We start from the raw sequence: 22,035 nt of genomic DNA, 5'->3' as shown, positions 1-22,035 counted from the left end.
CATGATAAGGAGCTGAAACTCAGCTCCTTTCCTCTAAAATATCCATTAAATAAGCCTAAGCTGCATGTGTGCTTACTGTAATTTAAAGGAGGTGCATAATGGCTAGAATATTGACTGTAACGGGCTACAAGCCCCATGAACTGGGTATCTTCAGTTCTTCACATGAAGCCGTAGATTATATTAAAAAAGCTTTTTTAAAGGAGTTACATAATCTTGCAGAAGATGGATTGGAATGGGTAATCGTGAGCGGCCAGCTTGGCGCCGAGCTTTGGGCAGCAGAGTCTGTTTTTGAACTTCAGGAAGCTTTTCCAGATGTGCAGCTTGCTGTTATAACGCCATTTTTGAATCAGGAAGAAAATTGGAACGAACATAACAAGGAATTATATGAGATGGTGGTTTCGCAAGCGGATTTTGTAGACAGCATTACAAAAAGGAATTATGAAAGCCCGCAGCAATTTCGTTTAAAAAATGATTTTTTAGTTGCCAAAAGTGATGCTGTTCTTTTATTATATGATGAAGAAAAAGAAGGGTCGCCAAAGTTCTTTCTGGAAGCCGCAAAAAAAGCGCAGCAAAATAAAGACCTTAAAATAACCCAGATCACTTTTCATGATTTGCAGGTAATTGTAGAAGAAGAACAGCTGAAAGATTGGTAAATATAAAAATATTGGCAAAACAGCAATAATTCGGCAGGTATATGAAAAGATGAATTGACAACGAGGCCATAATCTGAAAAAATAAAATGTGAGGATTTCACAATAAGAGGTGAAGTAGATGCTTGCGGACAAAGTTAATTTAACTGCAAAAGAAATCTTGGAAAAAGAATTTAAAACTTCTGTCAGAGGCTACAAACAGGAAGAAGTCGATAAGTATCTTGACAGCATTATTAAAGACTATGAAACGTTTCATCAGGAAATTGAAGAGCTTCAGCAGGAAAACATGAGACTGAAAAAGCAGCTTGAGGATTCATACAAAAAACAGCCTGCACAAACGAATACAACTAACTTTGACATCCTGAAGAGATTGTCAAATCTTGAGAAACACGTATTCGGAAGCAAGCTTTACGATTGACGAACTGGTTATTGTTAACATTTGCGATTTTACTTTAATTACTGTATAATCAAATTTACTGGTTAGATAATAATATCATTCGGGTAATCGCTGCAGTCTTCAGGGCTGCAGAGGAAAGTCCATGCTCGCACGGTGCTGAGATGCCCGTAGTGTTCGTGCCTAGCGAATAAATAAGCTAGGGCAGTCTGGTTTGCCAGGCTGACGGCGGGGAAAGAGCCTAAGTCTTTAGATATGGCTTCAATACCCTGAAAAGTGCCACAGTGACGGAGTCCTGAAAGAAATTTCAGGAGTGGAACGAGGTAAACCCCTCGAGCGAGAAACCCAAATATTGGTAGGGGCATCTTCTCTAAGGAACTCAACAAGGAGAAGGACAGAGCGATCTGTAGATAGATGATTACCACCTGAGTACGAGGCTTTGCCGTTTGCAGTACAAAGGAACAAAACATGGCTTACAGAATGTTATTATGACCGGTTACTTACATCATATATTGTAGGCTCTCCTTTATATAGGGGAGCTTTTTTACATAAGCTATAGATATTGGTTACAGATATTGAAAAAATGCAGCAAAGGACGGGTGAATGATGTCGCACCTTACAATTATAGCAACTGCAGCGATGGGACTTGAATCTCTCGTGGCTAATGAAGTCAAACAACTGGGGTATGAACCCAAAACAGAAAATGGAAGGGTAACATTTCAAGGTGATGAACTAGCGGTCGCAAGGGCAAATTTATGGCTGAGAACGGCTGACAGAATTAAACTGCAAATTGCCCAATTCAATGCATATTCCTTTGACGAACTTTTTGAGAAAACCAAAGCTCTTGATTGGGCACAATATATTTCCGAGGATTCTGAGTTTCCTGTCATCGGGAAATCGGTGAAATCAAAACTCGCATCAGTACCAGACTGTCAGAGAATTGTTAAAAAAGCGATAGTGGATAAACTTCAGGCACAGTATAAAAGAAGCTCATGGTTCGAGGAGAAAGGTGCGCTGACCCGCATTGAAATCTCCATGCTGAAGGATGTTGCGACACTGACAATTGATGCAAGCGGAAGCGGGCTCCATAAAAGAGGTTTCAGGACAGGCCAGGGTGAAGCGCCAATAAAAGAAACACTTGCAGCAGCTCTTGTCACATTAACTAATTGGAATCCTGATAAGCCTTTTGTAGATCCTTTTTGCGGGTCTGGAACAATTCCAATTGAAGCGGCTCTGATCGGGCAGAATATTGCACCCGGGTTTAACCGTGATTTTGTTTCTGAACAATGGGACTGGATGGAGAAAAAAGCTTGGAATGAGGCAAGAATGGAAGTCGAAGATCTTGCCAAGTATGACTTGCCCCTGGATATAAGCGGACATGACATTGACCATAGAATGATTGAGATTGCCAAGGTAAATGCAGAAGAAGCAGGCTTAAGCGATATCTTATCATTCAAGCAGATGCAGGTTAGGGATTTTACCACTGAAAAACAGTATGGAGTGATCGTTGGAAATCCTCCTTATGGAGAACGTCTTGGTGAAAAAGAAGCGGTAGAAAAAATGTACCGGGAAATGGGAGAGGCTTTTAAGCCTCTTGATACTTGGAGCATCTATATGCTTACTTCTCATGAAGGGTTCCAAGAGCTATACGGAAAGCCGGCAACGAAAAAAAGAAAGCTCTTTAACGGATTTATTAAGACTGATTATTATCAATACTGGGGCAAGAGACCTCCCAGAAATGAATAGGAATAAAAATGCTTCTTTATGAGTAAACTGATATTACCCCTTATGTTCGTTACTCGTAAAGGAGTGGTATTGTTTGTTGACTAATGAAGATTTCCTGCTCATTTCCCGTGCTTTGCAGTCCTCTTATGAGTCATTGGAAAACAGTGAGGAAAGCAGGCCCGTCAGAAATATACTAGATGAAGCACGAACAGAGCTTTTCAATGCTGCAGCCCACGCAGCTGCACTGGACAGGAAATACATTGTTCATACGATGCTGCATCGGTAAGAGAGCCGGACACGGCTCTCTTTTTATTGTCATTAAGGGTATGTATTTGTGATTTTTCTTATTCAGTGATATGATAACTAGTCTGAATAAAATTTATTGGAAAGGTGGACACTGGATGTCTGCGTCGCGTTTACCTTTTTCCTTAACAAAGGAAGAAACATTTTACCAGGGTTTGAACAACTGGATTGGAGATGTATTTTACGATATATTGCCTGATAAAGGCTTTGATTTACGGGATGAACAAATTTTTATGGCATTCCAAATGGAACGTGCCTTTAGAGAAAAAAATATCATGTTCGCAGAAGCAGGTGTTGGCACTGGAAAGACAATTGTTTATCTCCTCTATGCAATCATCTATGCTAGATACACTGGAAAGCCGGCAATTATAGCCTGCGCGGATGAAACTTTAATAGAACAGCTCGTCAAAGATGAAGGAGATATTCAAAAGATTGCAAAACACCTGAACATGGATGTAGATGTGCGGTTAAGCAAATCACAATCTCAATATTTATGTTTAAATAAATTGGACAGTGTTTTGCAAAGGAAAGAAGGAGATATCTTTCTTGATTTGTATGAATCTCTTCCTTCTTTTGTTCATGAACAAGCCGGTATGCAGTCGTTCCATCATTATGGAGATCGGAAAGAATTCTCATCACTGCCGGACAGTGATTGGGAAAGGGTTTCTTGGGATTCATTTCAAGACTGTGTATCCTGTCCGCAGCGAAACAGGTGCGGCCTGACCCTGTCAAGGGATCATTACCGAAAAGCAGCGGATATTATTGTTTGCTCCCATGATTTTTACATGGAGCATATCTGGACTTCAGATTCCAGAAAAAGAGAAGGTCAACTGCCACTGCTTCCTGAACACAGCAGTGTTGTGTTTGATGAGGGGCATTTATTGGAGTATGCAGCCCAGAAAGCCCTCACGTACAGAGTGAAAAAAAGCACGCTTGAGCTTCTTTTGGAACGATTGCTGCAAAATGATGTGAGAGAAGACTTTGCTCATCTTGTAGAAGAAGCAATCACTATTAATGATGAGTTTTACGAGGCGCTGGAGAGTTCTGCTTCCATCGTGCAAGGATCACACCGGATGAAAATCAGTATGTCTGCCCACGTAAAACATCATGGAGGGCTTCTTCTGCAAAAGTTATCTGAAATTAGTGAGGCGCTCGTTTTTGAAGGGGAACTGTATACAATTGATCCGTACGAGCTGAAAATTGTGGAAGAGTACTTGGACCAAATGGAATATTCAATGGCGCTTTTCGTAAAAAATGATAGTGCTATCAGCTGGATGGAGATGCAGGCAGAGGATGTTTCTCTTGTCATTATGCCAAGAACAGTTGAAGAAGTTCTAAGGGAAAAAGTGTTTTCCAGAAAAATCCCTTACATTTTCTCTTCTGCAACTCTCTCAAATGGAGGAGATTTTTCTTATATGGCCGACAGCCTTGGCATAAGAGATTACATGTCCATGAGTGTTGAGTCGCCATTTGACTACGAGGAGCAAATGGAGCTGCACATTCAGACTGCAGGCAAATCCCATACAGAAGAAAAATTTAAGATCTCAATGAAAAGCATTGAAGCGGCAGGTGGAAAAACGCTTGTACTTTTCTCGAATACTGAGGAATTAGCTGCTTTCAAGGAACTGCTGCAACATACAGAAACACCGTACCCTTTTTTATTTGAAGGAGACGAAGAAATGAGTTCAGCTGTTTCAAAGTTTCAAAATAACCCGTCGTCTGTACTCTGTGCTGTTCACCTTTGGGAAGGACTGGACATCCCCGGCGAATCATTATCAAATGTAATCATTTGGTCGCTGCCGTTTCCACCTCATGATCCAGTATTTGAGGCAAAAAGGAATATAGCTCAAGATGCATTTGCTGACGTAGATCTGCCTTATATGCTGTTAAGGCTGAGACAGGGAATCGGCCGTCTTATTCGATCAAGCAGTGATCAGGGGAGCGTACACATCTTTATTGAAAACGAAGAAAAACAAACTGTCAGGGATGCGGTACAAAAGGTACTGCCTGTCAGCATCACTGTGTAAGCAGGAGGTTTATCCTCCTGCTTTTTGTTTTTTTTGTTTTTCTTGCTGCGTACTTACAGCCAAATGCTCTTTAGTCATGCAAGATAGCAGACGCAAAAACTCCTTTAAAAACTGACTGCATTTTTTATTGACTTCCATACCCTTCTGGGATAGTCTACATATGCAATTAATTATTTCCAGATGGAGCAGCACAGCAGAAAACCTAACACTTACTTGGCAATCCCAAAAATGAAGCAGGAGAGAGAGGGCTCCTGTAATCCGTGTGGAGATGCATGCAAAACTATAGTAAAGTAAGTGGAACTGAATAGAAAATGTAAAAAGTAAGTGAAAACAGCCTGAAAATAAGGGAGTGGTAAACAATGGAAGGTTCTGAGAAAAAGTTTTATGACTATTTAGCAACGATTCAGGGATATAATGAAGCAATTAATTTAATGTATTGGGATTTACGGACAGGTGCACCCAAGAAGGGAGTGGAGTCGCGCTCACAGGCTATCGGCACACTGTCTGCAGCGGTGTTCGATTTGAAGACTTCCGACGAAATGAAACATCTTCTGGACGAATTGTCTGCTGATTCAGCTGATTTGTCACAAGTTACAGTGAAAGCTGTTGAAGAAGCCAGAAAGGATTATGATCAGTTTAAGAAAATACCTGCTGCTCAGTATAAAGAGTATGTAATTCTTCAGTCTCAAGCTGAATCAATCTGGGAAGAGGCAAAGGAAGCATCAGATTTTTCTTTATTTGCTCCATATTTAAAAAAGCTTGTTACATTCAACAAAGAATTCCTTGAATACTGGGGATATGAGGGAAATAAATATAATACACTTCTGGACTTTTATGAGCCGGGCATGACAGTTGAGGTTCTAGATAGAGTATTTGGCGAGTTAAGGGAAAGCATTGTACCGCTTGTAGCCAGTATTGGGTCCTCTTCCAATCAGCCTGAAACTGATTTTCTGTTCCGCCATTTTCCAAAGGAAAAACAAGCTGCCTTTAATACATACATACTGGAAAATCTCGGGTATGACTTCAGTGCCGGCAGACTTGATGAAACGGTTCATCCTTTTGCCATTTCCTTGAACAGTGGAGATGTCAGGATTACAACAAAATATGATGAGCAGGATTTTAGAACAGCAGTTTTTGGTACGATTCATGAATGCGGACATGCTGTATATGAGCAGAATATTTCAAAGAAATTGACTGGTACGAATCTGTGCGATGGCACCTCAATGGGGATACATGAGTCACAATCATTGTTTTTTGAAAATTTTATTGCAAGAAATAAAGGATTCTGGAAGAAAAATTACAGTAAGCTGCAGGAGATCTCTCCTGAACAATTTAGGGATATAGAGCTTGATGATTACTATTTTGCCATTAATGAATCTAAACCATCATTGATTCGGATAGAAGCGGATGAGCTTACGTATCCACTGCACATTATGATTCGATATGAAATTGAAAAAGGACTTTTTAACGATGAAATAGAAGTTGAAGATCTTCCTGAAATTTGGAATAAAAAATATGAAGAGTATTTGGGAATCACACCTCCTAATGATGCGAAGGGTGTGTTGCAGGATGTACATTGGTCAGGCGGCAGCTTCGGCTATTTTCCTTCCTATGCACTTGGATATATGTATGCTGCTCAGTTGAAGCAAGCTATGTTGAAAGATCTGCAAAACTTCGATGAGCTGATTGAACAAGGAAACATCAGTCCGGTTAAAGAGTGGCTGACGGAAAAAGTTCATACTTACGGCAAGCTGAAAAAACCATTGGACATTATTAAGGATGCTACAGGTGAGGAACTTAAAGCTTCCTATTTAATTGACTACCTGAACGAAAAATACAGCAGACTTTATAAACTTTAAAAATGTAATCAACAGGTTAAGCATTGTACCATGTTTAGGTCGATGAAGGACAAAACTAGGTGGAAAAGCTGTTTAAAAGTCCTTCATGACGCCGATGAAGAACAAAACAAGGTGAAAAAGCCGTAGAAATGTCCTTCATAACGCCGATGAAGGACAAAACTAGGTGAAAAAGCTGTTTAAATGTCCTTCATAAGGGTGGCCTGGGGCTCTTAAGTCCATAACAAGTCTTAAAATAATGAACAATGACAATGCGGTAGTTTATTCATTGCCTCACTAGAGGAACCCTGCGTACCCCACCGTGGAATAGATCCTCTATTTAGATCATATATAGAAGTGATTTGCATTTTCATTTTAGATTAATGCTTAAATTTTCATTCATCCTTTGCCAAGTTCTGAACATACTAGGCCTAAGAACTAGCATAGGGTGTGAAACTGGATGAGTGCTGTTTTTCAAGAAGTGAAAAGGTATACTGCAAAAAACGGAGAACCGGTCATACTGAGACCTGTTCAACTGAAAGATGCTGCAGATGTCATTCAGTCAGCGAGGGACATTATTACATCTGGAAAATATATTCAAAAAGAACGTCCAAGAACCCTTCAAGAGGAAGAGAATTTTATCCGGCAGGCCCGGCAGTTTGATCATATGTATACAGGTGTTGAAATAAATGGTGCTGTTGCCGGAATTGCCAGGGTTCTTAGAGGAGATCTGAAAATGAAACAGCATACAGGCATGTTCAGGACCTGGCTTGATCAGCCTGCACAGGGTAAAGGAATAGGAAAAGAACTGATGTATTATACGCTTGACTGGTGCAGAACACATGGACTGCATAAGCTGTCATTAACAGTATTCGCAAGCAATGAAATTGCGTACCAGCTTTATAAAAAAACAGGTTTTATTGAAGAAGGCATATTTAAGAATCAGGTAAAGATAGACGGCAATTTTGATGATGAAATATACATGTCGTATTTTTTTAAGTCAAACCAAAAAAAACCAGATGGAAATCTCAGCTGATTATTGTATAATGAAAGTGCACAGCAACAACTCCTTTAAAGCGTCAGCCTTTCCTCGGAAAGGCTTTTTTTTTGCTGTTTTCGCATAGACAGCGTTTCAAGAAAGTTGCTGCTTTCTTTCAATCAGCTGCTTGCTTTGCTAAGAATGAAGTAAAGCCGGCACCTCTTCTTTATAAAATACACGCATTCCACTGAGACAAAGAGCATGTGTTTGTTTGATAGAGAGCACCCAAGGGTAATGAAACATTGTTCTTAAGGGAGAATATTCCTAGAGCTATTGGAAAAAGTAACGATAATGTATACAGCAAAGGTGTTGGGAAAATGGGATATATACTGTCTGTCGGCAAGGGAATACCAGAACATGAATATCAGCAGGACGTAATCATGAGCTTTGCACGTGAGAAATTTAAAGATACTTTTAAGGATATTGACAGGCTTCTTAAAGCTTTTAAAAATGGAGAAATCAAAAAGAGGCAGTTTGTTGAAACGTTATCATGGTATCAGGAAGATCACAGTTTTAAGGAGAAAAACAATACATATATTGAACATGCTGTAAGGCTCTCTGTTTCTGCGATAAAAAATTGTCTTACTAACCAAAAGCTTTTGAAAAAGGAAATTCAATGTGAAGAAATAGATGCTATCTTTTTTGTATCAAGTACAGGAATCAGTACACCCAGCATAGACGCAAAAATTATTAATAACCTGCCATTTAAAGAAACCATTAAAAGAATGCCTATTTGGGGTTTAGGGTGTGCTGGCGGTGCATCAGGCCTCTCAAGAGCTTTTGATTACTGTGAAGCTTATCCTGAAGCTAAAGTGCTGGTTGTGTGTGTTGAGCTTTGCAGCTTAACCTTTCAGCATGATGATCACTCAAAAAGCAACTTTATTGGAACTTCTCTTTTCGCAGATGGAACAGCCTGTACCTTAATTGCGGGAAAGAAAGTAAACCTTTCAGCTAATTCTTCAAAAGAAAGTCTTCCTGAAATACTTGCCACAAGATCCGTATTTATGAAGTCTTCTGAAGAAGTAATGGGATGGGACATCAAAGACAATGGATTTTATGTGATTTTTTCAAGAGATATTCCAAGCATCATTAGCAAGTGGCTGAAACCGGCTGTGGAGGAGTTTCTGAGTACCAGAGAAATTGAGTTGCACTCTATCAATCATTTTTTAGCGCATCCCGGCGGTAAAAAAGTACTCGACGCTTATAAAGACAGTTTGGGATTTGATGAGAGTGCGCTGACTGTATCACAAAAAGTCCTTGAAAACCATGGAAATATGTCTGCGGTTACCGTTATGTACGTGATTGCCGATTATCTAGAGCAAGATTTGGCTAAAACAGGAGAAAAAGGGCTGATAGGAGCATTAGGTCCAGGATTTTGCGGAGAATTACTGGCAGTTCAATGGGAGGCCGTAACATGACACTTTTTTATATAGTGATCAGCCTCCTTATTATTCAACGGATAACGGAGCTCATCATTGCCAAGAGAAATGAAAAATGGGTTCTAAGCAGAGGAGGTGTAGAGCATGGAAGAGAACACTATTACTTAATCGTTACTCTTCATGTTTCCTTTCTGCTTGCCCTGGTTCTTGAAACAACCTATTTTTCTTCCGGGATATCCCCCTTATGGCCAGTGCTGCTGCCGCTGATCATACTAACCCAGATCATCAGATATTGGGCAATCGCTTCACTTGGATATTACTGGAACACAAGGATTATTATTATACCAGATCATGAAGTGGTATCAAAGGGTCCCTATCAATTCATGAGGCATCCAAATTATGTAGTGGTGGCTGCGGAAATACTGTTCCTGCCTCTTCTGTTTTCAGCATATGCTACTGCAATTCTGTTCAGTATATTAAATGCTTTCATGATGCTGATCAGAATTCCAGCAGAAGAAAAAGCACTCAGACAGCATACAAATTATCAAAAAGCATTCACAAATAAACGTCGTTTTCTCCCAAAATAAAACTGATTTAAAAAAGATGAAGCGAGTTTTCATCAACAAAGCTGAAAAACCCTATTGAAAATGATTATCAATCATGGTATTCTGTGATTAAGGAATGAAAATCATTTTCAGTTAGGTTGGTGAAAAGCTATGACAATGGTTCTTGTTGCAGGTACAGTTTTCACTTACAGCTTATTGATCGGCTACATATTAAAAAAAATTGAAGCTCAATATATGAGAAAAGCATAAAATGAACTGCGCTTGCAGTTCTTTTTTTTATGGTTTTTTGAAGCATTCCTGTCGGTTCTCGCCAGTCAAACAAGTTGCGATAAGGAGTGTTTTACACTTAGGGATGCTGTCTCGAATATTTTCTATAGGAAAAAGACGATAGTTTTTGTAGAATAAGATTAAGAACCAACAAAGGGGATACTAAATGATTTCAACAAACAAATTAGAGGGCCTTATGCCCAGGATGCTTGCCATTAAGAACGAGATCAGCCAGACGGGGGATAGTATCAACACTTTCCGCCTGGAAGAATTAATTCAAAAATTGAATTCAGAAAGTATATACCTTGCATTTGCAGGTCATTTTTCTGCGGGAAAATCTCTCATGATTAATAAGCTGCTGAATACGGAACTACTGCCGTCCAGTCCAATTCCGACTAGTGCGAATGTAGTGCTGGTAGGGAACGGTGATCCGGAAATACTGCTGCAGGATAACAATGCAAACATATATAAATTAACAGAAGAAATGCCTATAGAGGAATTAAAGAAACATTTTAAAAATGGTGATGACATTCAAAAAGTGTTGATAAATGGAAGATACGGAATACCTTCAAAAGCAGTTTTGATTGATACACCTGGAATTGATTCTACAGATGCTGCCCATAAATTAGCTGCAGAATCTGTCCTGCATCTAGCGGATATCCTTTTTTATGTGACTGACTACAACCATGTCCAATCTCAAGAAAATTACGGGTTTGTCCGGGAAATGGTCAAAAGGGGCAAGCAGGTCATTTTGATTGTGAATCAAATTGATAAACATCGTGAAGAAGAGCTGAAATTCATTGATTTTCAAAGGCATATAGAAACTTCCTTCAGCGGAGAAGATTTTACGAATCTTAACATTTTCTATACTTCACTGCTTAATGAGGCACACCCGCACAATGAATATTACGCTTTAAAAAGCTATATCCATCAGGTGATTGAATCAAAAGACGAAGTTGTATACAAGCAGTCAATGAATAGTTTGAAAGCTCTTGTGAAAAATCATTTGGAAAAACAGGAAGAAAGCAATGAAATCAGTTTACAGCAAATAGAGCAGTATATCCTTGAAGAAGATACGGCAGCCAAAGAGCTGTATGCGATTGACTCAGAGATTGCAGAGCTGGAGGGGACAGCAGAAAAAAAGGTTGCTCATTTAAAAGAAGATCTGAAAAACATTTTAAAAAATGCCAATATTATACCTTACCAAACAAGAGAAGCCGCCCGAAGATATCTTGAAGCAAGCGATTCTTCTTTTAAAGTGGGTTTTTTATTCTCAAGGAAAAAAACAGAAGAAGAGCTTGAGAACAGGAAAAATCAGCTACTAACGGAATTAAAAGAGCATACGTCAGCCATGATTGACTGGCACTTCAGGGAAGCACTTACCTCATTCGTTAAAGAGGTACGGCTGGCAGGTTACTCAGAGCAGACGTCTTCTTTCCAAACAGACATTCCCGGCGGCCTCCCGAACAGCTGTTTAAAAAAGGGAGCTTCCTATACTGATGCTTATCTTATGAACTATTGCAGAGATCTCTCAGAAGCTGTAAAGAAACAGTCGCTCATGACTGCTGTCAGTCTGCTGGAACTCTTACAAAGCAGCTTGAAGGATTCTGGCGGACAAGAAGAGAAAGCTTTAAGAAATGAAGCCGAAAATTTGAGAATGAAACTTTATAAGATTACACAAACAGTGCAGGCAGCGCAGTATGTTAAGAACCATTCAGACAAACTGAACAGTTTTTGTAAAGGGAAGAGTCTTCCTGATCTGAATATAAAAGCGGAGCTCTCTAATCTGCTGAAGCCTGCAATTCCACTTAACATCGAGAATTTTTCTTCTTTAAGAAACAGTACAGAAAATGCAGCGAAGGATGTTCCAGTTACCCAAGACCGCACATTTAGCGGATTGAACAGCAGCCGGGCAGCTTCTGCAGCAAGGGAGCTCAGGAAAATTCCTTCTTTAAAAGGACTTGCTGATGATGTTGAAAAAAAGCTGGAGAGACTGAATAGGCAGCAATATACGGTTGCCCTTTTTGGAGCATTCAGTGCAGGAAAGTCCTCTTTTGCAAATGCAATCATTGGAGAAAGAGTTCTGCCTTCTTCTCCTGCACCGACTACAGCATCAATTAATAAAATAGCGCCTGTCACTAGTGAAAAACATCATGGGACTGTAGACTTGATATTTAAAACAGCTGATGAAGTGACCGCTGAACTTAATGAACTGCTTCAGCCGCTGCAGCTGAATATATCTCATCTTCATGAGTTTGGAGAGGTATACAAAGCTGCTATAAGGAGAAAAAGCGCCACTGACGCACTAAAGCATTCTTTAAAGGTTTTTCATGAGGCCCTTGAAAAAAACAGCAGGTTACTTTCAGAAGGAGTAGGGACAGCTGATATTCACAGTTTTCAGTCCTACGCTGCTGAAGAAATAAAAGCCTGCTTAGTCAGGGAAATCATTATTTACTTTGATTGTCCTTTAACAAGAACTGGCATTACCCTTGTGGATACACCTGGAGCAGACTCATTAAATGCACGGCATACTGCTGTTGCATTTGACTATATCAAAAATGCAGATGCTATTTTGTTTGTCACCTATTATAATCATCCTTTTTCAAAGGGAGACAGAGCATTCCTAAAACAGCTTGGGCGTGTTAAGGATACATTCGCACTGGATAAAATGTTTTTCCTTGTCAATGCGGTGGATCTTGCAGCAGACGAAAAAGAAGCACTGCTTGTGAAAAATTATATCAAGGAACAGCTCTCGGTCATGGATATCCGCAACCCGAGGATATATGGCATCTCAAGTCTGAATATCCTGAAAAATCTCGGCCAGTCCTATGATTATTCTTCATTTCAAGAAGATTTTGAAGAATTTGTTAAGAGGGGTTTAAGCAGCGGAGTAATTTCCTCTATACAAAATGATATCAGGCGGGCAGCAGCACAGATTGAAGCCTGGATTGAGGCATCTGCTAAGAGTCAGGAAAAGAGGCTGGAAGACATTGCTGTGCTGCAGGGGACTAGCGAAAAGGTTTTAAAAACAGTGGATGAGGTCCTCCTGCCGGCTCCAAGTTCGATCATCTCACAGGAATTGACAGAGCAGATTTATTACATGGAACAGCGAATCTCCTTTCAATTCAGCGATTATTTTAAAGAGGCATTTCATCCTGGCCTTTTCACCCGGTATGACAAAAAAACAGCGTTGATGATCGCACTGCAGGAGCTGCTTGAGTCTGTAAACTTGCAAGCAGTGCAGGAATTGCAGGCCCTCTCTCTTAGAATGGAAAGATTTCTTATGAACGCACTTAGTGAACAGCTGCAGAACCTGCAAAATGAAATGAAAGTGCTGGAACAGGGGTGTATCTTTTCAGCATACAACAAGGAAGATATCAGCACGCCTCCTATAAAAGTTGAGCTAAAAGCACATCCCTATGAGGACTTCCAACAAGAACTCAGTTTATTTAAAAATACGAAAGCCTTTTTTGAAAAAAATGAAAAAAAGCTGATGAGCGAAGCGCTGCAGGAGAGAGTGGGAAGACTGGCTGCAGCTGAATTATCAAAAGCTAAAGAGAACTTTACGGACTTTTATGAAGAAGTTTATGAGAATGTAAAAAAGGATGCAGCTCATATTTGCAAGAAAGAAGCGGAACAATATTACTCAAACCTTATGTCTGTTTATGAAAAGCCTTTGGATACCTCGGTGCTTCAGCAGCTAATGACTGAAATGAATAAAGTGCTGCATGAACAGGAGCTGGAAAATGGAAAAAATTAATTATCAGGTGTGTGCAGCTTGTATTCATTTCCGCTCCTTAAAAGGTGATGGAAGAAGAGCTTATTACTGTGATAGACTTGGTTATGAAACAATGCCGCACTATTCCTTTTCGTGCTGGACACCAAAGAAATCAGTTTTGAAAATTATGAAAAAAAGAGGAGACAATGATGCAAGAAGTTCATAAAGCAATTAGTGCCCATTCCAAAAAACAAAACGCTCAAGTTGCAGCATTTCTGGAATTGGATGAAAAACGAGAAATGTATATAGAAGAAGCAGTTCAGCGCTGCAAAAAAGGAGAACCCTTTACTGCAGGCTATATCAACAAAGTTACAGCGGAAATCAATGAAATGGCTGCAAAAGGAATTGCTCCGCAACGGTCACTTGTAACAGAAAAAATGATTATAGATTTTGCTCGGAAAAACGGTTGATTTTTCTCCCCCTGAGATACACTAATGGTGAAAAGGGGGTAGAAAAATGGGAAGAACAAAGCTCGGAAATGCAAATGCGCAGAGAAATAACAATAAGAAACATAAAAATGGGTACAATGAAGGCCCTGAATCCTATATGCAGGCTCAGGCTTTAAAGCTTAGTGGAGACAAGAAGGAATCTTAAAACACCATATATTCAGGTAGCCGGGCTCCCAGCCCGGCTATTTGTCATTATTTACGCACCTCCTGAGTCCTTAAATTATGGTAAAATGATAAGATCAGCAAAAAAAGGGGACTACGATTTATGAAGCAGAATCATATACTATTGGTGGACGGAATGGCCTTATTATTTCGTGCCTTTTTTGCCACATCTGTACACGGCAATTTTATGTATAACAGCAAGGGACTTCCTACAAATGGAGTCAGCGGACTATTAAAGCATTTAACATTGGCGATTAATTCATTTCAGCCATCACACGTCATTTGCTGCTGGGATATGGGCAGCTCCACATTCAGAAACGAAAGCTTTCAGAACTACAAAGCAAACCGCTCAGAGCCGCCTGTGGAGCTTCTGCCTCAGTTTGACATGGCTAAAGAGGCTGTTAGCGCACTTGAGATACCAAACATCGGTATCAGGGGCTATGAAGCAGATGATTGCATTGGGACTCTGGCCCTTTCTTATCATGGAGATATGAAGGTAACTATTTTAACTGGAGATCGCGATCTGCTTCAGCTGTTAACAGACAATATAGAGGTCGCTCTGCTTCAAAAAGGGATGGGCAACTATAAAATTTACAGTGAACAAACCTTTACAGAAGAAACAGGCATTCACCCTCTGGGACTAATTGATGTAAAAGGGCTTATGGGAGATGCGAGTGACAATTACCCGGGCGTGAAGGGTATTGGAGAAAAAACAGCTTATAAACTGATTGCACAGTATAAAAGTATAGAGGTCCTTTTAGATAGTCTTGCCGAATTAACAAAAGGGCAGAGGACAAAAATTGAAAATGATTTGGAAATGCTGACACTATCCAGATCACTGGCAAGAATAAATTGTGAGGTTCCTCTTGAATGTGTTCTGGAAGATGCTGAACTGTCTTTTGATCCCCATCATACAATGAACAGACTGGGAGAACTTGATATCAAAGGCTTTAGAAAGCTTCCTGAACACTCTAATAGTGAAGCTATGTGAAAATGAAAAAGGGCAGCAATGTGGCTGTCCTTTTTCTAGTTCACATATTTAGCTTCCTGCACCTTGCTGAGAGGACGGGCAGCCAGCTTCATTGATTATTGATATGGTTCTTGAAGCAGGCAGAAAAACTGTCACCTTCCACTTTCGGAGCAGTTATCTTTTAGTATTGCTTTTTTTTGCTGCGTTCTCAAGCTTGCTTTTTGGCTGGTGAGCCAGTTCATCTTCTGCATATCCCTGAGGATTAACTGCCGGAGCTGCCTGACCGCGGTTTTGTTTTTTGCTCATCCTTCATCACCTCCGATTTTATTTTCTCCTATTTTTGATGAAAGAATAGTTTTTCTTGTAAAAATTCGCTATGATATGGAAAGAAATAAAAATATGATAGGATGGAAGAAAATGTCGCAATCATTGCATGAATTTCTTGCATTTCTTCATACAAAGGGATTTAAATTAGGGGAAGATGCAAAAGGATTTATCTTGTTCGGACAGCATTACACTGGAGCGGATGACAGTCTTGCCATCGCCGCATTGGAAGTCACCTTAAAAGCTCAAAAGCAATTTGACGGTTCTTTTTTTATCTCTTTTCTTGAGGTATTGGTGAAAGAAGGGGCATATACAAAAAAGGCTGCTATTGAGAAAGCGAAAGCTCTGCAGATACTTTAACTTTAGAAGCTGCGAAAGCAAACGGGAATTCCGTTTGCTTTTTTAAATGTAGCCGGAAACTCCCCCGGTTACATAGTTTTTTTAGGACTGTTCATTTTTGAAAATTGCTTTTCTAGCCAGCTCATCTGCAACTTTATTTTGCTTGCTTGGAATCCATTTAATAAAAAATAAGTCGAACTGTTCCGACATGCGGATACATTCTTCATGAAGCGGCAGGTATTTCTCATTTTTTACATAATTTTTCTCAAAGGCACGATCAATCAGCTGAGAATCCGTTCGAAACGAAACAACAGTATATGAGCGGGAAAGACAGATTTCCATTCCTTTTTTTAAAGCATGATATTCCGCTTCGTGATTGGACATTTCCCCCAATGGAAAAGAAAAAGTTTCTGCTTTTCCGTGTCCCTTTATAAAGATTCCTGCTCCAGACATGCCCGGGTCACCTGCGCTTGCTCCATCAACATACACTTCAATCATTACTTTCTCTCCCCATTCAATGAATTACTTACCTTCATTCTTTTGGCAATATAGGCAAAAGGTGTATCAAGGGCTGCGACCAGTGATTTAATAAGATAAGTGGTAATAAAGATTTGAATCCAGACATCAAAGGGATACACTCCCCAAAAGGCAATGGTAGTAAAAACTGCAGTGTCCAGAAGCTGACTCAAAAAAGTGCTTCCGTTATTGCGGATCCACAGTTGTTTTGGAAACCTGGTTTTTAAATATTGATAAATGGAAACATCAAGATGCTGGCTGATTAAATAGGCGGCAAGACTTCCAATTGCGATTCTTGGCAGCAGGCCGAAAATGGTTTGAAGGGATTCATGGGCAAAATCAATTTCATGAGGCTGAAACAGTAAAGTAGCCTGCATAATAAATGTCATTGTGATTAAGGTTGCAAAGCCAAGCCAAACTGCTTTTTTTGCCTCTTCCTTACCATACTTTTCGTTGATAATATCTGTAACAAAAAATGCACTTCCGTACATAATATTACCGAGAGTTGCAGTAAGGCCGAACAGCTCAACAGTTTTTACAACCTGTATGTTGGCTATAACAGTAGAAATACCCAGCCAGACAAATAAACCGGTTTTCCCAAATTGTTTATAAAAAAGCAGAACAATGCTAAAATTAAGCAATACACAGACTAACCAAAGTAATTCATTGAACATGTGTAACTTCCTTTCTGATGAAAAACGTTCTGATTTGGACCGTAATCCATTATATAATATTGTATGTCTCAATAGAAGCACAACAAATCATGCCATGGATACGCTGAGGAGTGAAGAAATATGAAAGTGATTGTGGAGTGGACCTATACTACCCCGAAAAAGCTGGAAACTGTTTTTCGTTCTGATGCACTTCCGCTGGGAGACGCTCTGATTCTTTCTGATGATTTAGAGCGCACGGGGCGAACCAAACATCTTCAATTTTTAGATGATACAGGCACCACATGGAACCTGAAGGAATTGAGAAAGCTGGAAAAGGATATAGAGTATGAGCCGCAGGATATCTTGTGTTATTTTGACGGCAGCTATGATGCGCAATCCGGAGAGGGCGGACTTGGTGCAGTTATTTACTATAAGCTTGGGAAAGAAGATTACAGAATAAGGGTCAATCAAAAAATTGATGAGATGGATTCCAATAATGAGGCAGAGTATGCTGCTTTTTGGTTTCTTGTCAGGGAGCTGGAAGAACTTGGTGTCAAAAGGCAAAGGGTGCTGTTTAAAGGAGATTCACAAGTCGTGTTAAATCAGCTGTCCGGGGAGTGGCCATGCTATGAAGAAACGTTTGCCAAATGGCTGGACCGAATTGAGGAGAAGCTGAAGCATATGGGTGTGGTTCCCGAGTATGAGGCTGTATCACGCAAGGCAAATACAGAGGCTGATCATCTGGCAGGGCAGGGCCTTCAGGGAATTGCTATCAGAAGCAGCATAAAATTAAACAGTTAATGGAGCATGAATAGAATGGAAAAAAGGATATCCTTCTAAAGATTACTTGCATGATGGATACGTATTGTGAAGATTGTTTTTTGAAGAAACATTTTAGGAAAGAAAAAGGCAAGAATTTTGCCCACTCTTTTTGTATTAATCAATGTACAGTCGGACAGGAAATCAGGGATACAGGTAAACAGCTGAATGTTGAAAACCCGCAATCATAAAATGATTGCGGGTTTTTTTATATGGTGTGTCACTGCAGCGCTTCTTTGATCTGGTGTTCACACTGATGCAGAAGTTTCAGCTGCTGTTGGAAAAAAGCTGCATCTGTATCTGGGCTTTCTTGTATAGCTCTGCTGTAAATCTCTCTTGCATCTGCTATAGATTGCTCAGCGTGTTTAAAAGTATTAGGATCCAGAGTCATTGTAGCTGCGCCAGTCATTTTTTGGGCAGCTGCGGTCGCAAGCTCAAGCTGCTTCAAATCATTTAACCCGCTGATCAGGCCTGTATGTTTTATTTTATCCATTCCATACACCTCCTGTTTTTATATTATCTCTAGAACAGGGAAATCATCCGTAAAAAAAAATCATACTAATTTCACTAAAAAAGCAGGAAAATACAAAAAAAAGACGTATAATGTAAAAATATAGAATATATATGCAACTTTAAGACTAATTCAAAGGTCTTATAAAGAGGAGGGACACTGCTTATGAAGGATAAGGAATTAGATGAGGGTTTGCAAAAAGCTTTTCGAGAAATTTATCAGGATATAGAAATGCTCGTTTACATTGCAAACAACGCAAACGTATTTAACTCTATAGAAAGCGACAGGGTACATAAAAGGCTGAAACAAAACATTAAAGCACTTGAGTATTTAATAATTGGCAAATTAAGATAAAACCCCCCTTTGCAGCTGTGACTGAACAGGGGTTGAGGTTTTTTATGCACTGGTGCTTGATGTGTCACAATTTCATATAGCTGTACAAAAAAAGAGGCGGACCAAAGGTCTGCCTCTTTTTGTATATGTGAGTGTTTACATTAAAGTTTAGTTACGTTAGAAGCTTGTGGTCCGCGGTTACCTTCAACTATTTCAAAAGAAACCTCTTGGCCTTCTTCTAAAGATTTGAATCCGTCACCTTCAATTGCCGTGAAGTGAACGAATACATCTTCTCCACCTTCTACTTCGATAAACCCAAAACCTTTTTCGTTGTTGAACCATTTTACTTTACCGTTTTGCATATTTACTTAATCCTCCTAATAACTATCGCACCTTACAGTGCTAGTAAAAATTTTATCAGATAACAAGATATAGTATGTATTAGTGGATAATAGCCTATATTATGTCATTTGATGCTTCTAATATACACTATTCAACATTTTCAGTCAAGAATCAGGGAAGCAACTTGGCAAAACTTTCTGCATATTCATTCTTCTTTATACTGTCTCCTCATACAGTAAAACATGGAGGAGGATTACTATGTTATACAGAACAATTGTTAATGGGACCGAGCTTTTTATTACGTCTTCACGACATATAACAGAAGAGGAGTTTGCCCATGCGTGCATGTCTTTAAAGCTGGCTGCAGAGAGGAAAAAACTACTGGACAGCAGCAGGACTTTTGCCATCAAGCATGAAAGTATCATTGTCTTCGCGGAAAAAATTGAAGCCGCTCATTCTTCCTTTCATATTTGGAGCTGTATTAAACAGCAGGATTTGCTGGATATAAGCACCATCTGATAATGATCTTAAATGTGCCATACTACAAGCAGGAGGGCTGCATATGAATATAAAAAAAATGCCTGCAGACAGTGAGGCTGTAAAAGCCAACAAAGATATTCAAAAAGAATTTTATAGTGAACAGCAAACAGATCTTCACGTATATATGAACAATGAAACCAGTATTTTGGGAATTTCTGCAACAGAAGATAAACAATAAAGCAGGCAATCCCTGCTTTATTGTATATTCCCTGTACGAGTTACCGGTTATATTATGCGCCCAGTTTTAGCAGTGCTCTTTGTGTTTTGTTATTACTGTCTCCCTAATATATGATAGTAATATAAATTCCACTATACAGTAAGGAAATATGATAAATGTATCAGTGGCATGAGAGAGGCGGAAAACAGGATGGGAAATCACGAATGGCTGACTTCTGCAAAACAGCAATGGGACAGCAAGGCGGCGGACTGGAATTCACGCAGTGAGGGTATGTGGGAAAGAGGAAGCAGGAGTAAGATAGTTGATTTTTTTGTACCGTATCTTCAGAAAGGTGATCATATTATTGACATTGGCTGCGGAGACGGCTGTGGATCGAGCAGATTGGCCGAAAAAGGGTACAGGGTGACAGGCATTGATATTTCCACCGCAATGATTGAACTGGCAAAACAGAAAAGCATTCAGGGCAGCTTAGATTTTAAAACAGGTAATGCAGAAAGTATAGAGATGAAGGATGAAACTGTCAACGGAGTGCTCCTTGTAAATGTTTTGGAATGGACAAGCAGCCCGCTTACTGCACTGAATGAAATCAGGAGAATTACTAAAGAGGGCGGGACACTGTGTGCTGCTGTTTTAGGTCCTGCAGCAGGGCCAAGAGTGAATAGTTATAGAAGACTTTATGGAGAAGACGTGATTTGCAATACGATGATGCCCTGGGAATTTCAAAAACTGGCTTGTGAAAATGGATGGAAGCTGATGGACGGGCTGCCGGTATACAAAGAAGGTGTTTCTCGAAGACTGGCTGATGAGCTGACAGTTGATCTTCAGCAGGCACTATCTTTTATGTATATTTTTATTTTGAAGAAAGTACAGTCCTGATAAAGTAAAAAATAAGTTTAAAATGCCCCCCTTGACCAAAGGAGGGCAGTAACTTATGAAATTGGACGAGAAATAGAACTGCTGCTGGATATCAACTTCTTGTGAAGCTTTGGCAGGTGATGGATCCAGCCTGCTGCTGAGGACAGAATGTTATTTTCAAAGTCCACTGCGACAGCGGCCATATAAGGATAATGATCTCCCTGGCGAAATCTTAAATCGAAAAATCTGACTTCCGTATAACTTCCTCTTGGAATAGCCAGACAATGCACATGCTTGGAGTTTTTCAGAAAATGCTGAACATCTTCAGCGTGCACAATGACATTCTGCACAATTTCAGAGAATGCTGATTTAGGAAAAGTATGAATGATTGACAGTTGATTTCTGCAAACAGTACCGGTTATAAAAACATGTTCATTTTCATAAACAAAATTCCATTGCTGTGTGTGGATAGTAGGAACAACTGTAATGATGCCGTCATCTTCAAAGGCTTGCCGAACAATTTTTAAAGCTCTCCGTGAAAGATAGCAGCGTATGACTGCATATATAGCGATGACCAGATACAGGACCAGAAAAACAATTCCTGCGTGTCCCCAGAAAACCCAGAGCAGCACGCCTGTCACGTGAAGAGTCATAATGAAAGGATCGAACAGCGGGATAAATCCTAAAGAAAGCCATTTTGACGTAAATGGTCTTCCAGCTTGTGTTCCATAAGGATTAGTGATGTCAGTCAAAATATGAACAACAACTGCAAGAAGGATCCACATGCTGATAAAAGTTATGGAACTTTCCGGAAAGATCAGCCAAACAGTCAGCGACAGTAACAGTGTCCAGCAAAATACTGCAGGAATAGAATGTGACAGGCCCCGGTGGTGTTCAACGTAAGCTCCCTTTCCTTTGAAAATCCTGATAAGAAAATCAAAATCAGGTGCATTAGAACCTAAAATTGTTCCTATCAGGACAGCGTTAGCCAAAACAGGGTCTGAATGTACAGCAGGACTTAGCTGGGAAAGTCCTGCTAATCCAATGCCCATTGCTACATGTGTGCTTGTATCCATTTCTG

General features: G+C 39.8%; 28 protein-coding genes and 1 other RNA gene. 22 read left to right on the top strand and 7 right to left on the bottom strand.

Annotation, left to right across the window (positions count from 1 at the left end; genetic code table 11):
- Positions 1-98: 98 nt before the first annotated feature.
- The 6 genes from GJU40_RS02030 (at position 99) to GJU40_RS02005 (ending at position 5,099) form a co-directional block, all read left to right on the top strand.
- Entirely contained in the window at positions 99-653 is a 555-nt protein-coding gene (locus GJU40_RS02030) for an SLOG family protein (RefSeq protein WP_154306070.1), read from the top strand.
- A 118-nt stretch (positions 654-771) separates the two neighbouring features.
- On the top strand, positions 772-1,068 hold the full coding sequence (gene gpsB / locus GJU40_RS02025) for a cell division regulator GpsB (protein ID WP_154306069.1): 297 nt from the start codon (positions 772-774) through the stop codon (positions 1,066-1,068).
- Between the two features lie 75 nt (positions 1,069-1,143).
- Positions 1,144-1,525: RNase P RNA component class B (rnpB, locus tag GJU40_RS02020), an RNA gene on the top strand.
- 125 nt (positions 1,526-1,650) lie between these two features.
- Complete coding sequence (locus GJU40_RS02015; protein ID WP_154306195.1) at positions 1,651-2,790, top strand: THUMP domain-containing class I SAM-dependent RNA methyltransferase; 1,140 nt, start codon at positions 1,651-1,653, stop codon at positions 2,788-2,790.
- 73 nt (positions 2,791-2,863) lie between these two features.
- Positions 2,864-3,055, top strand: coding sequence for a hypothetical protein (locus tag GJU40_RS02010; protein ID WP_154306068.1), 192 nt, complete (start codon positions 2,864-2,866; stop codon positions 3,053-3,055).
- Between the two features lie 115 nt (positions 3,056-3,170).
- Positions 3,171-5,099 carry an ATP-dependent DNA helicase gene (locus GJU40_RS02005; protein WP_154306067.1) on the top strand — a complete coding sequence of 643 codons (1,929 nt, stop codon included), beginning with the start codon at positions 3,171-3,173 and terminating at the stop codon, positions 5,097-5,099.
- Between the two features lie 9 nt (positions 5,100-5,108).
- Here the strand turns inward: GJU40_RS02005 and GJU40_RS21185 are convergent, their stop codons facing one another.
- On the bottom strand, positions 5,109-5,237 hold the full coding sequence (locus tag GJU40_RS21185) for a hypothetical protein (protein ID WP_281350653.1): 129 nt from the start codon (positions 5,235-5,237) through the stop codon (positions 5,109-5,111).
- Positions 5,238-5,458: 221 nt separating this feature from the next.
- On the opposite strand from GJU40_RS21185, the gene GJU40_RS02000 reads away from it, so the two are divergent.
- From GJU40_RS02000 to GJU40_RS01965, 9 genes are all read left to right on the top strand, one after another.
- Positions 5,459-6,958: a carboxypeptidase M32 gene (locus GJU40_RS02000; RefSeq protein ID WP_154306066.1), complete on the top strand. Its 1,500-nt coding sequence runs from the start codon at positions 5,459-5,461 to the stop codon at positions 6,956-6,958.
- Between the two features lie 436 nt (positions 6,959-7,394).
- Positions 7,395-7,970, top strand: a complete 576-nt coding sequence (locus GJU40_RS01995) for a GNAT family N-acetyltransferase (RefSeq protein ID WP_154306065.1) — start codon at positions 7,395-7,397, stop codon at positions 7,968-7,970.
- 320 nt (positions 7,971-8,290) lie between these two features.
- Positions 8,291-9,391, top strand: coding sequence for a type III polyketide synthase (locus tag GJU40_RS01990; protein WP_154306064.1), 1,101 nt, complete (start codon positions 8,291-8,293; stop codon positions 9,389-9,391).
- Positions 9,388-9,939, top strand: a complete 552-nt coding sequence (locus GJU40_RS01985) for an isoprenylcysteine carboxyl methyltransferase family protein (RefSeq protein ID WP_154306063.1) — start codon at positions 9,388-9,390, stop codon at positions 9,937-9,939. Before GJU40_RS01990 ends, GJU40_RS01985 begins: the two co-directional genes overlap by 4 nt.
- Before the next feature lie 412 nt (positions 9,940-10,351).
- Positions 10,352-13,945 carry a dynamin family protein gene (locus tag GJU40_RS01980; RefSeq protein ID WP_154306062.1) on the top strand — a complete coding sequence of 1,198 codons (3,594 nt, stop codon included), beginning with the start codon at positions 10,352-10,354 and terminating at the stop codon, positions 13,943-13,945.
- Positions 13,932-14,129, top strand: coding sequence for a hypothetical protein (locus GJU40_RS01975; RefSeq protein WP_154306061.1), 198 nt, complete (start codon positions 13,932-13,934; stop codon positions 14,127-14,129). The genes GJU40_RS01980 and GJU40_RS01975 overlap by 14 nt, the downstream gene beginning before the upstream one ends.
- Positions 14,110-14,373, top strand: coding sequence for a DUF2533 family protein (locus GJU40_RS01970; RefSeq protein ID WP_425481184.1), 264 nt, complete (start codon positions 14,110-14,112; stop codon positions 14,371-14,373). Before GJU40_RS01975 ends, GJU40_RS01970 begins: the two co-directional genes overlap by 20 nt.
- Before the next feature lie 46 nt (positions 14,374-14,419).
- Positions 14,420-14,557 carry a hypothetical protein gene (locus GJU40_RS20645; RefSeq protein ID WP_170289303.1) on the top strand — a complete coding sequence of 46 codons (138 nt, stop codon included), beginning with the start codon at positions 14,420-14,422 and terminating at the stop codon, positions 14,555-14,557.
- A 120-nt stretch (positions 14,558-14,677) separates the two neighbouring features.
- On the top strand, positions 14,678-15,565 hold the full coding sequence (locus tag GJU40_RS01965; RefSeq protein WP_154306060.1) for a 5'-3' exonuclease: 888 nt from the start codon (positions 14,678-14,680) through the stop codon (positions 15,563-15,565).
- Between the two features lie 153 nt (positions 15,566-15,718).
- Here GJU40_RS01965 and sspL read toward each other — a convergent pair whose 3' ends face one another.
- Complete coding sequence (gene sspL, locus GJU40_RS01960) at positions 15,719-15,850, bottom strand: small, acid-soluble spore protein L (protein ID WP_154306059.1); 132 nt, start codon at positions 15,848-15,850, stop codon at positions 15,719-15,721.
- Between the two features lie 111 nt (positions 15,851-15,961).
- On the opposite strand from sspL, the gene GJU40_RS01955 reads away from it, so the two are divergent.
- Entirely contained in the window at positions 15,962-16,228 is a 267-nt protein-coding gene (locus GJU40_RS01955) for a DUF6123 family protein (protein WP_154306058.1), read from the top strand.
- An 81-nt stretch (positions 16,229-16,309) separates the two neighbouring features.
- On the opposite strand, the gene GJU40_RS01950 is transcribed toward GJU40_RS01955, so the two are convergent.
- Both GJU40_RS01950 and GJU40_RS01945 read right to left on the bottom strand, forming a co-directional pair.
- Entirely contained in the window at positions 16,310-16,705 is a 396-nt protein-coding gene (locus GJU40_RS01950) for a reverse transcriptase-like protein (protein ID WP_154306057.1), read from the bottom strand.
- On the bottom strand, positions 16,705-17,397 hold the full coding sequence (locus GJU40_RS01945; RefSeq protein WP_154306056.1) for a queuosine precursor transporter: 693 nt from the start codon (positions 17,395-17,397) through the stop codon (positions 16,705-16,707). The genes GJU40_RS01950 and GJU40_RS01945 overlap by 1 nt, the downstream gene beginning before the upstream one ends.
- 120 nt (positions 17,398-17,517) lie before the next feature.
- Between GJU40_RS01945 and GJU40_RS01940 the strand changes: the two genes are divergently transcribed.
- Positions 17,518-18,177 carry a ribonuclease H family protein gene (locus GJU40_RS01940; RefSeq protein ID WP_154306055.1) on the top strand — a complete coding sequence of 220 codons (660 nt, stop codon included), beginning with the start codon at positions 17,518-17,520 and terminating at the stop codon, positions 18,175-18,177.
- Between the two features lie 29 nt (positions 18,178-18,206).
- Positions 18,207-18,386: a zinc-finger domain-containing protein gene (locus GJU40_RS01935; protein ID WP_343031348.1), complete on the top strand. Its 180-nt coding sequence runs from the start codon at positions 18,207-18,209 to the stop codon at positions 18,384-18,386.
- A 29-nt stretch (positions 18,387-18,415) separates the two neighbouring features.
- Here GJU40_RS01935 and GJU40_RS01930 read toward each other — a convergent pair whose 3' ends face one another.
- On the bottom strand, positions 18,416-18,688 hold the full coding sequence (locus GJU40_RS01930) for a DUF2564 family protein (RefSeq protein ID WP_154306054.1): 273 nt from the start codon (positions 18,686-18,688) through the stop codon (positions 18,416-18,418).
- Between the two features lie 183 nt (positions 18,689-18,871).
- On the opposite strand from GJU40_RS01930, the gene GJU40_RS01925 reads away from it, so the two are divergent.
- The gene (locus GJU40_RS01925; protein WP_154306053.1) at positions 18,872-19,060 is read left to right on the top strand and encodes a hypothetical protein; all 189 of its coding nucleotides are present in this window, start codon (positions 18,872-18,874) and stop codon (positions 19,058-19,060) included.
- A gap of 140 nt (positions 19,061-19,200) precedes the next feature.
- On the opposite strand, the gene cspD is transcribed toward GJU40_RS01925, so the two are convergent.
- Positions 19,201-19,401: a cold-shock protein CspD gene (gene cspD, locus GJU40_RS01920; protein ID WP_154306052.1), complete on the bottom strand. Its 201-nt coding sequence runs from the start codon at positions 19,399-19,401 to the stop codon at positions 19,201-19,203.
- A 238-nt stretch (positions 19,402-19,639) separates the two neighbouring features.
- On the opposite strand from cspD, the gene GJU40_RS01915 reads away from it, so the two are divergent.
- From GJU40_RS01915 to GJU40_RS01905, 3 genes are all read left to right on the top strand, one after another.
- On the top strand, positions 19,640-19,900 hold the full coding sequence (locus GJU40_RS01915; RefSeq protein WP_154306051.1) for a hypothetical protein: 261 nt from the start codon (positions 19,640-19,642) through the stop codon (positions 19,898-19,900).
- 43 nt (positions 19,901-19,943) lie between these two features.
- The gene (locus tag GJU40_RS01910; RefSeq protein WP_154306050.1) at positions 19,944-20,099 is read left to right on the top strand and encodes a hypothetical protein; all 156 of its coding nucleotides are present in this window, start codon (positions 19,944-19,946) and stop codon (positions 20,097-20,099) included.
- Positions 20,100-20,288: 189 nt separating this feature from the next.
- Positions 20,289-20,975: a class I SAM-dependent methyltransferase gene (locus tag GJU40_RS01905; RefSeq protein WP_154306049.1), complete on the top strand. Its 687-nt coding sequence runs from the start codon at positions 20,289-20,291 to the stop codon at positions 20,973-20,975.
- A gap of 53 nt (positions 20,976-21,028) precedes the next feature.
- Here the strand turns inward: GJU40_RS01905 and GJU40_RS01900 are convergent, their stop codons facing one another.
- Positions 21,029-22,030: a metal-dependent hydrolase gene (locus GJU40_RS01900; protein WP_170289301.1), complete on the bottom strand. Its 1,002-nt coding sequence runs from the start codon at positions 22,028-22,030 to the stop codon at positions 21,029-21,031.
- Positions 22,031-22,035 lie beyond the last annotated feature (5 nt).

Source organism: Metabacillus lacus (assembly GCF_009674805.1).
GTDB lineage: Bacteria > Bacillota > Bacilli > Bacillales > Bacillaceae > Metabacillus_C > Metabacillus_C lacus.
This window is presented reverse-complemented; position numbering and strand designations above follow the sequence as displayed.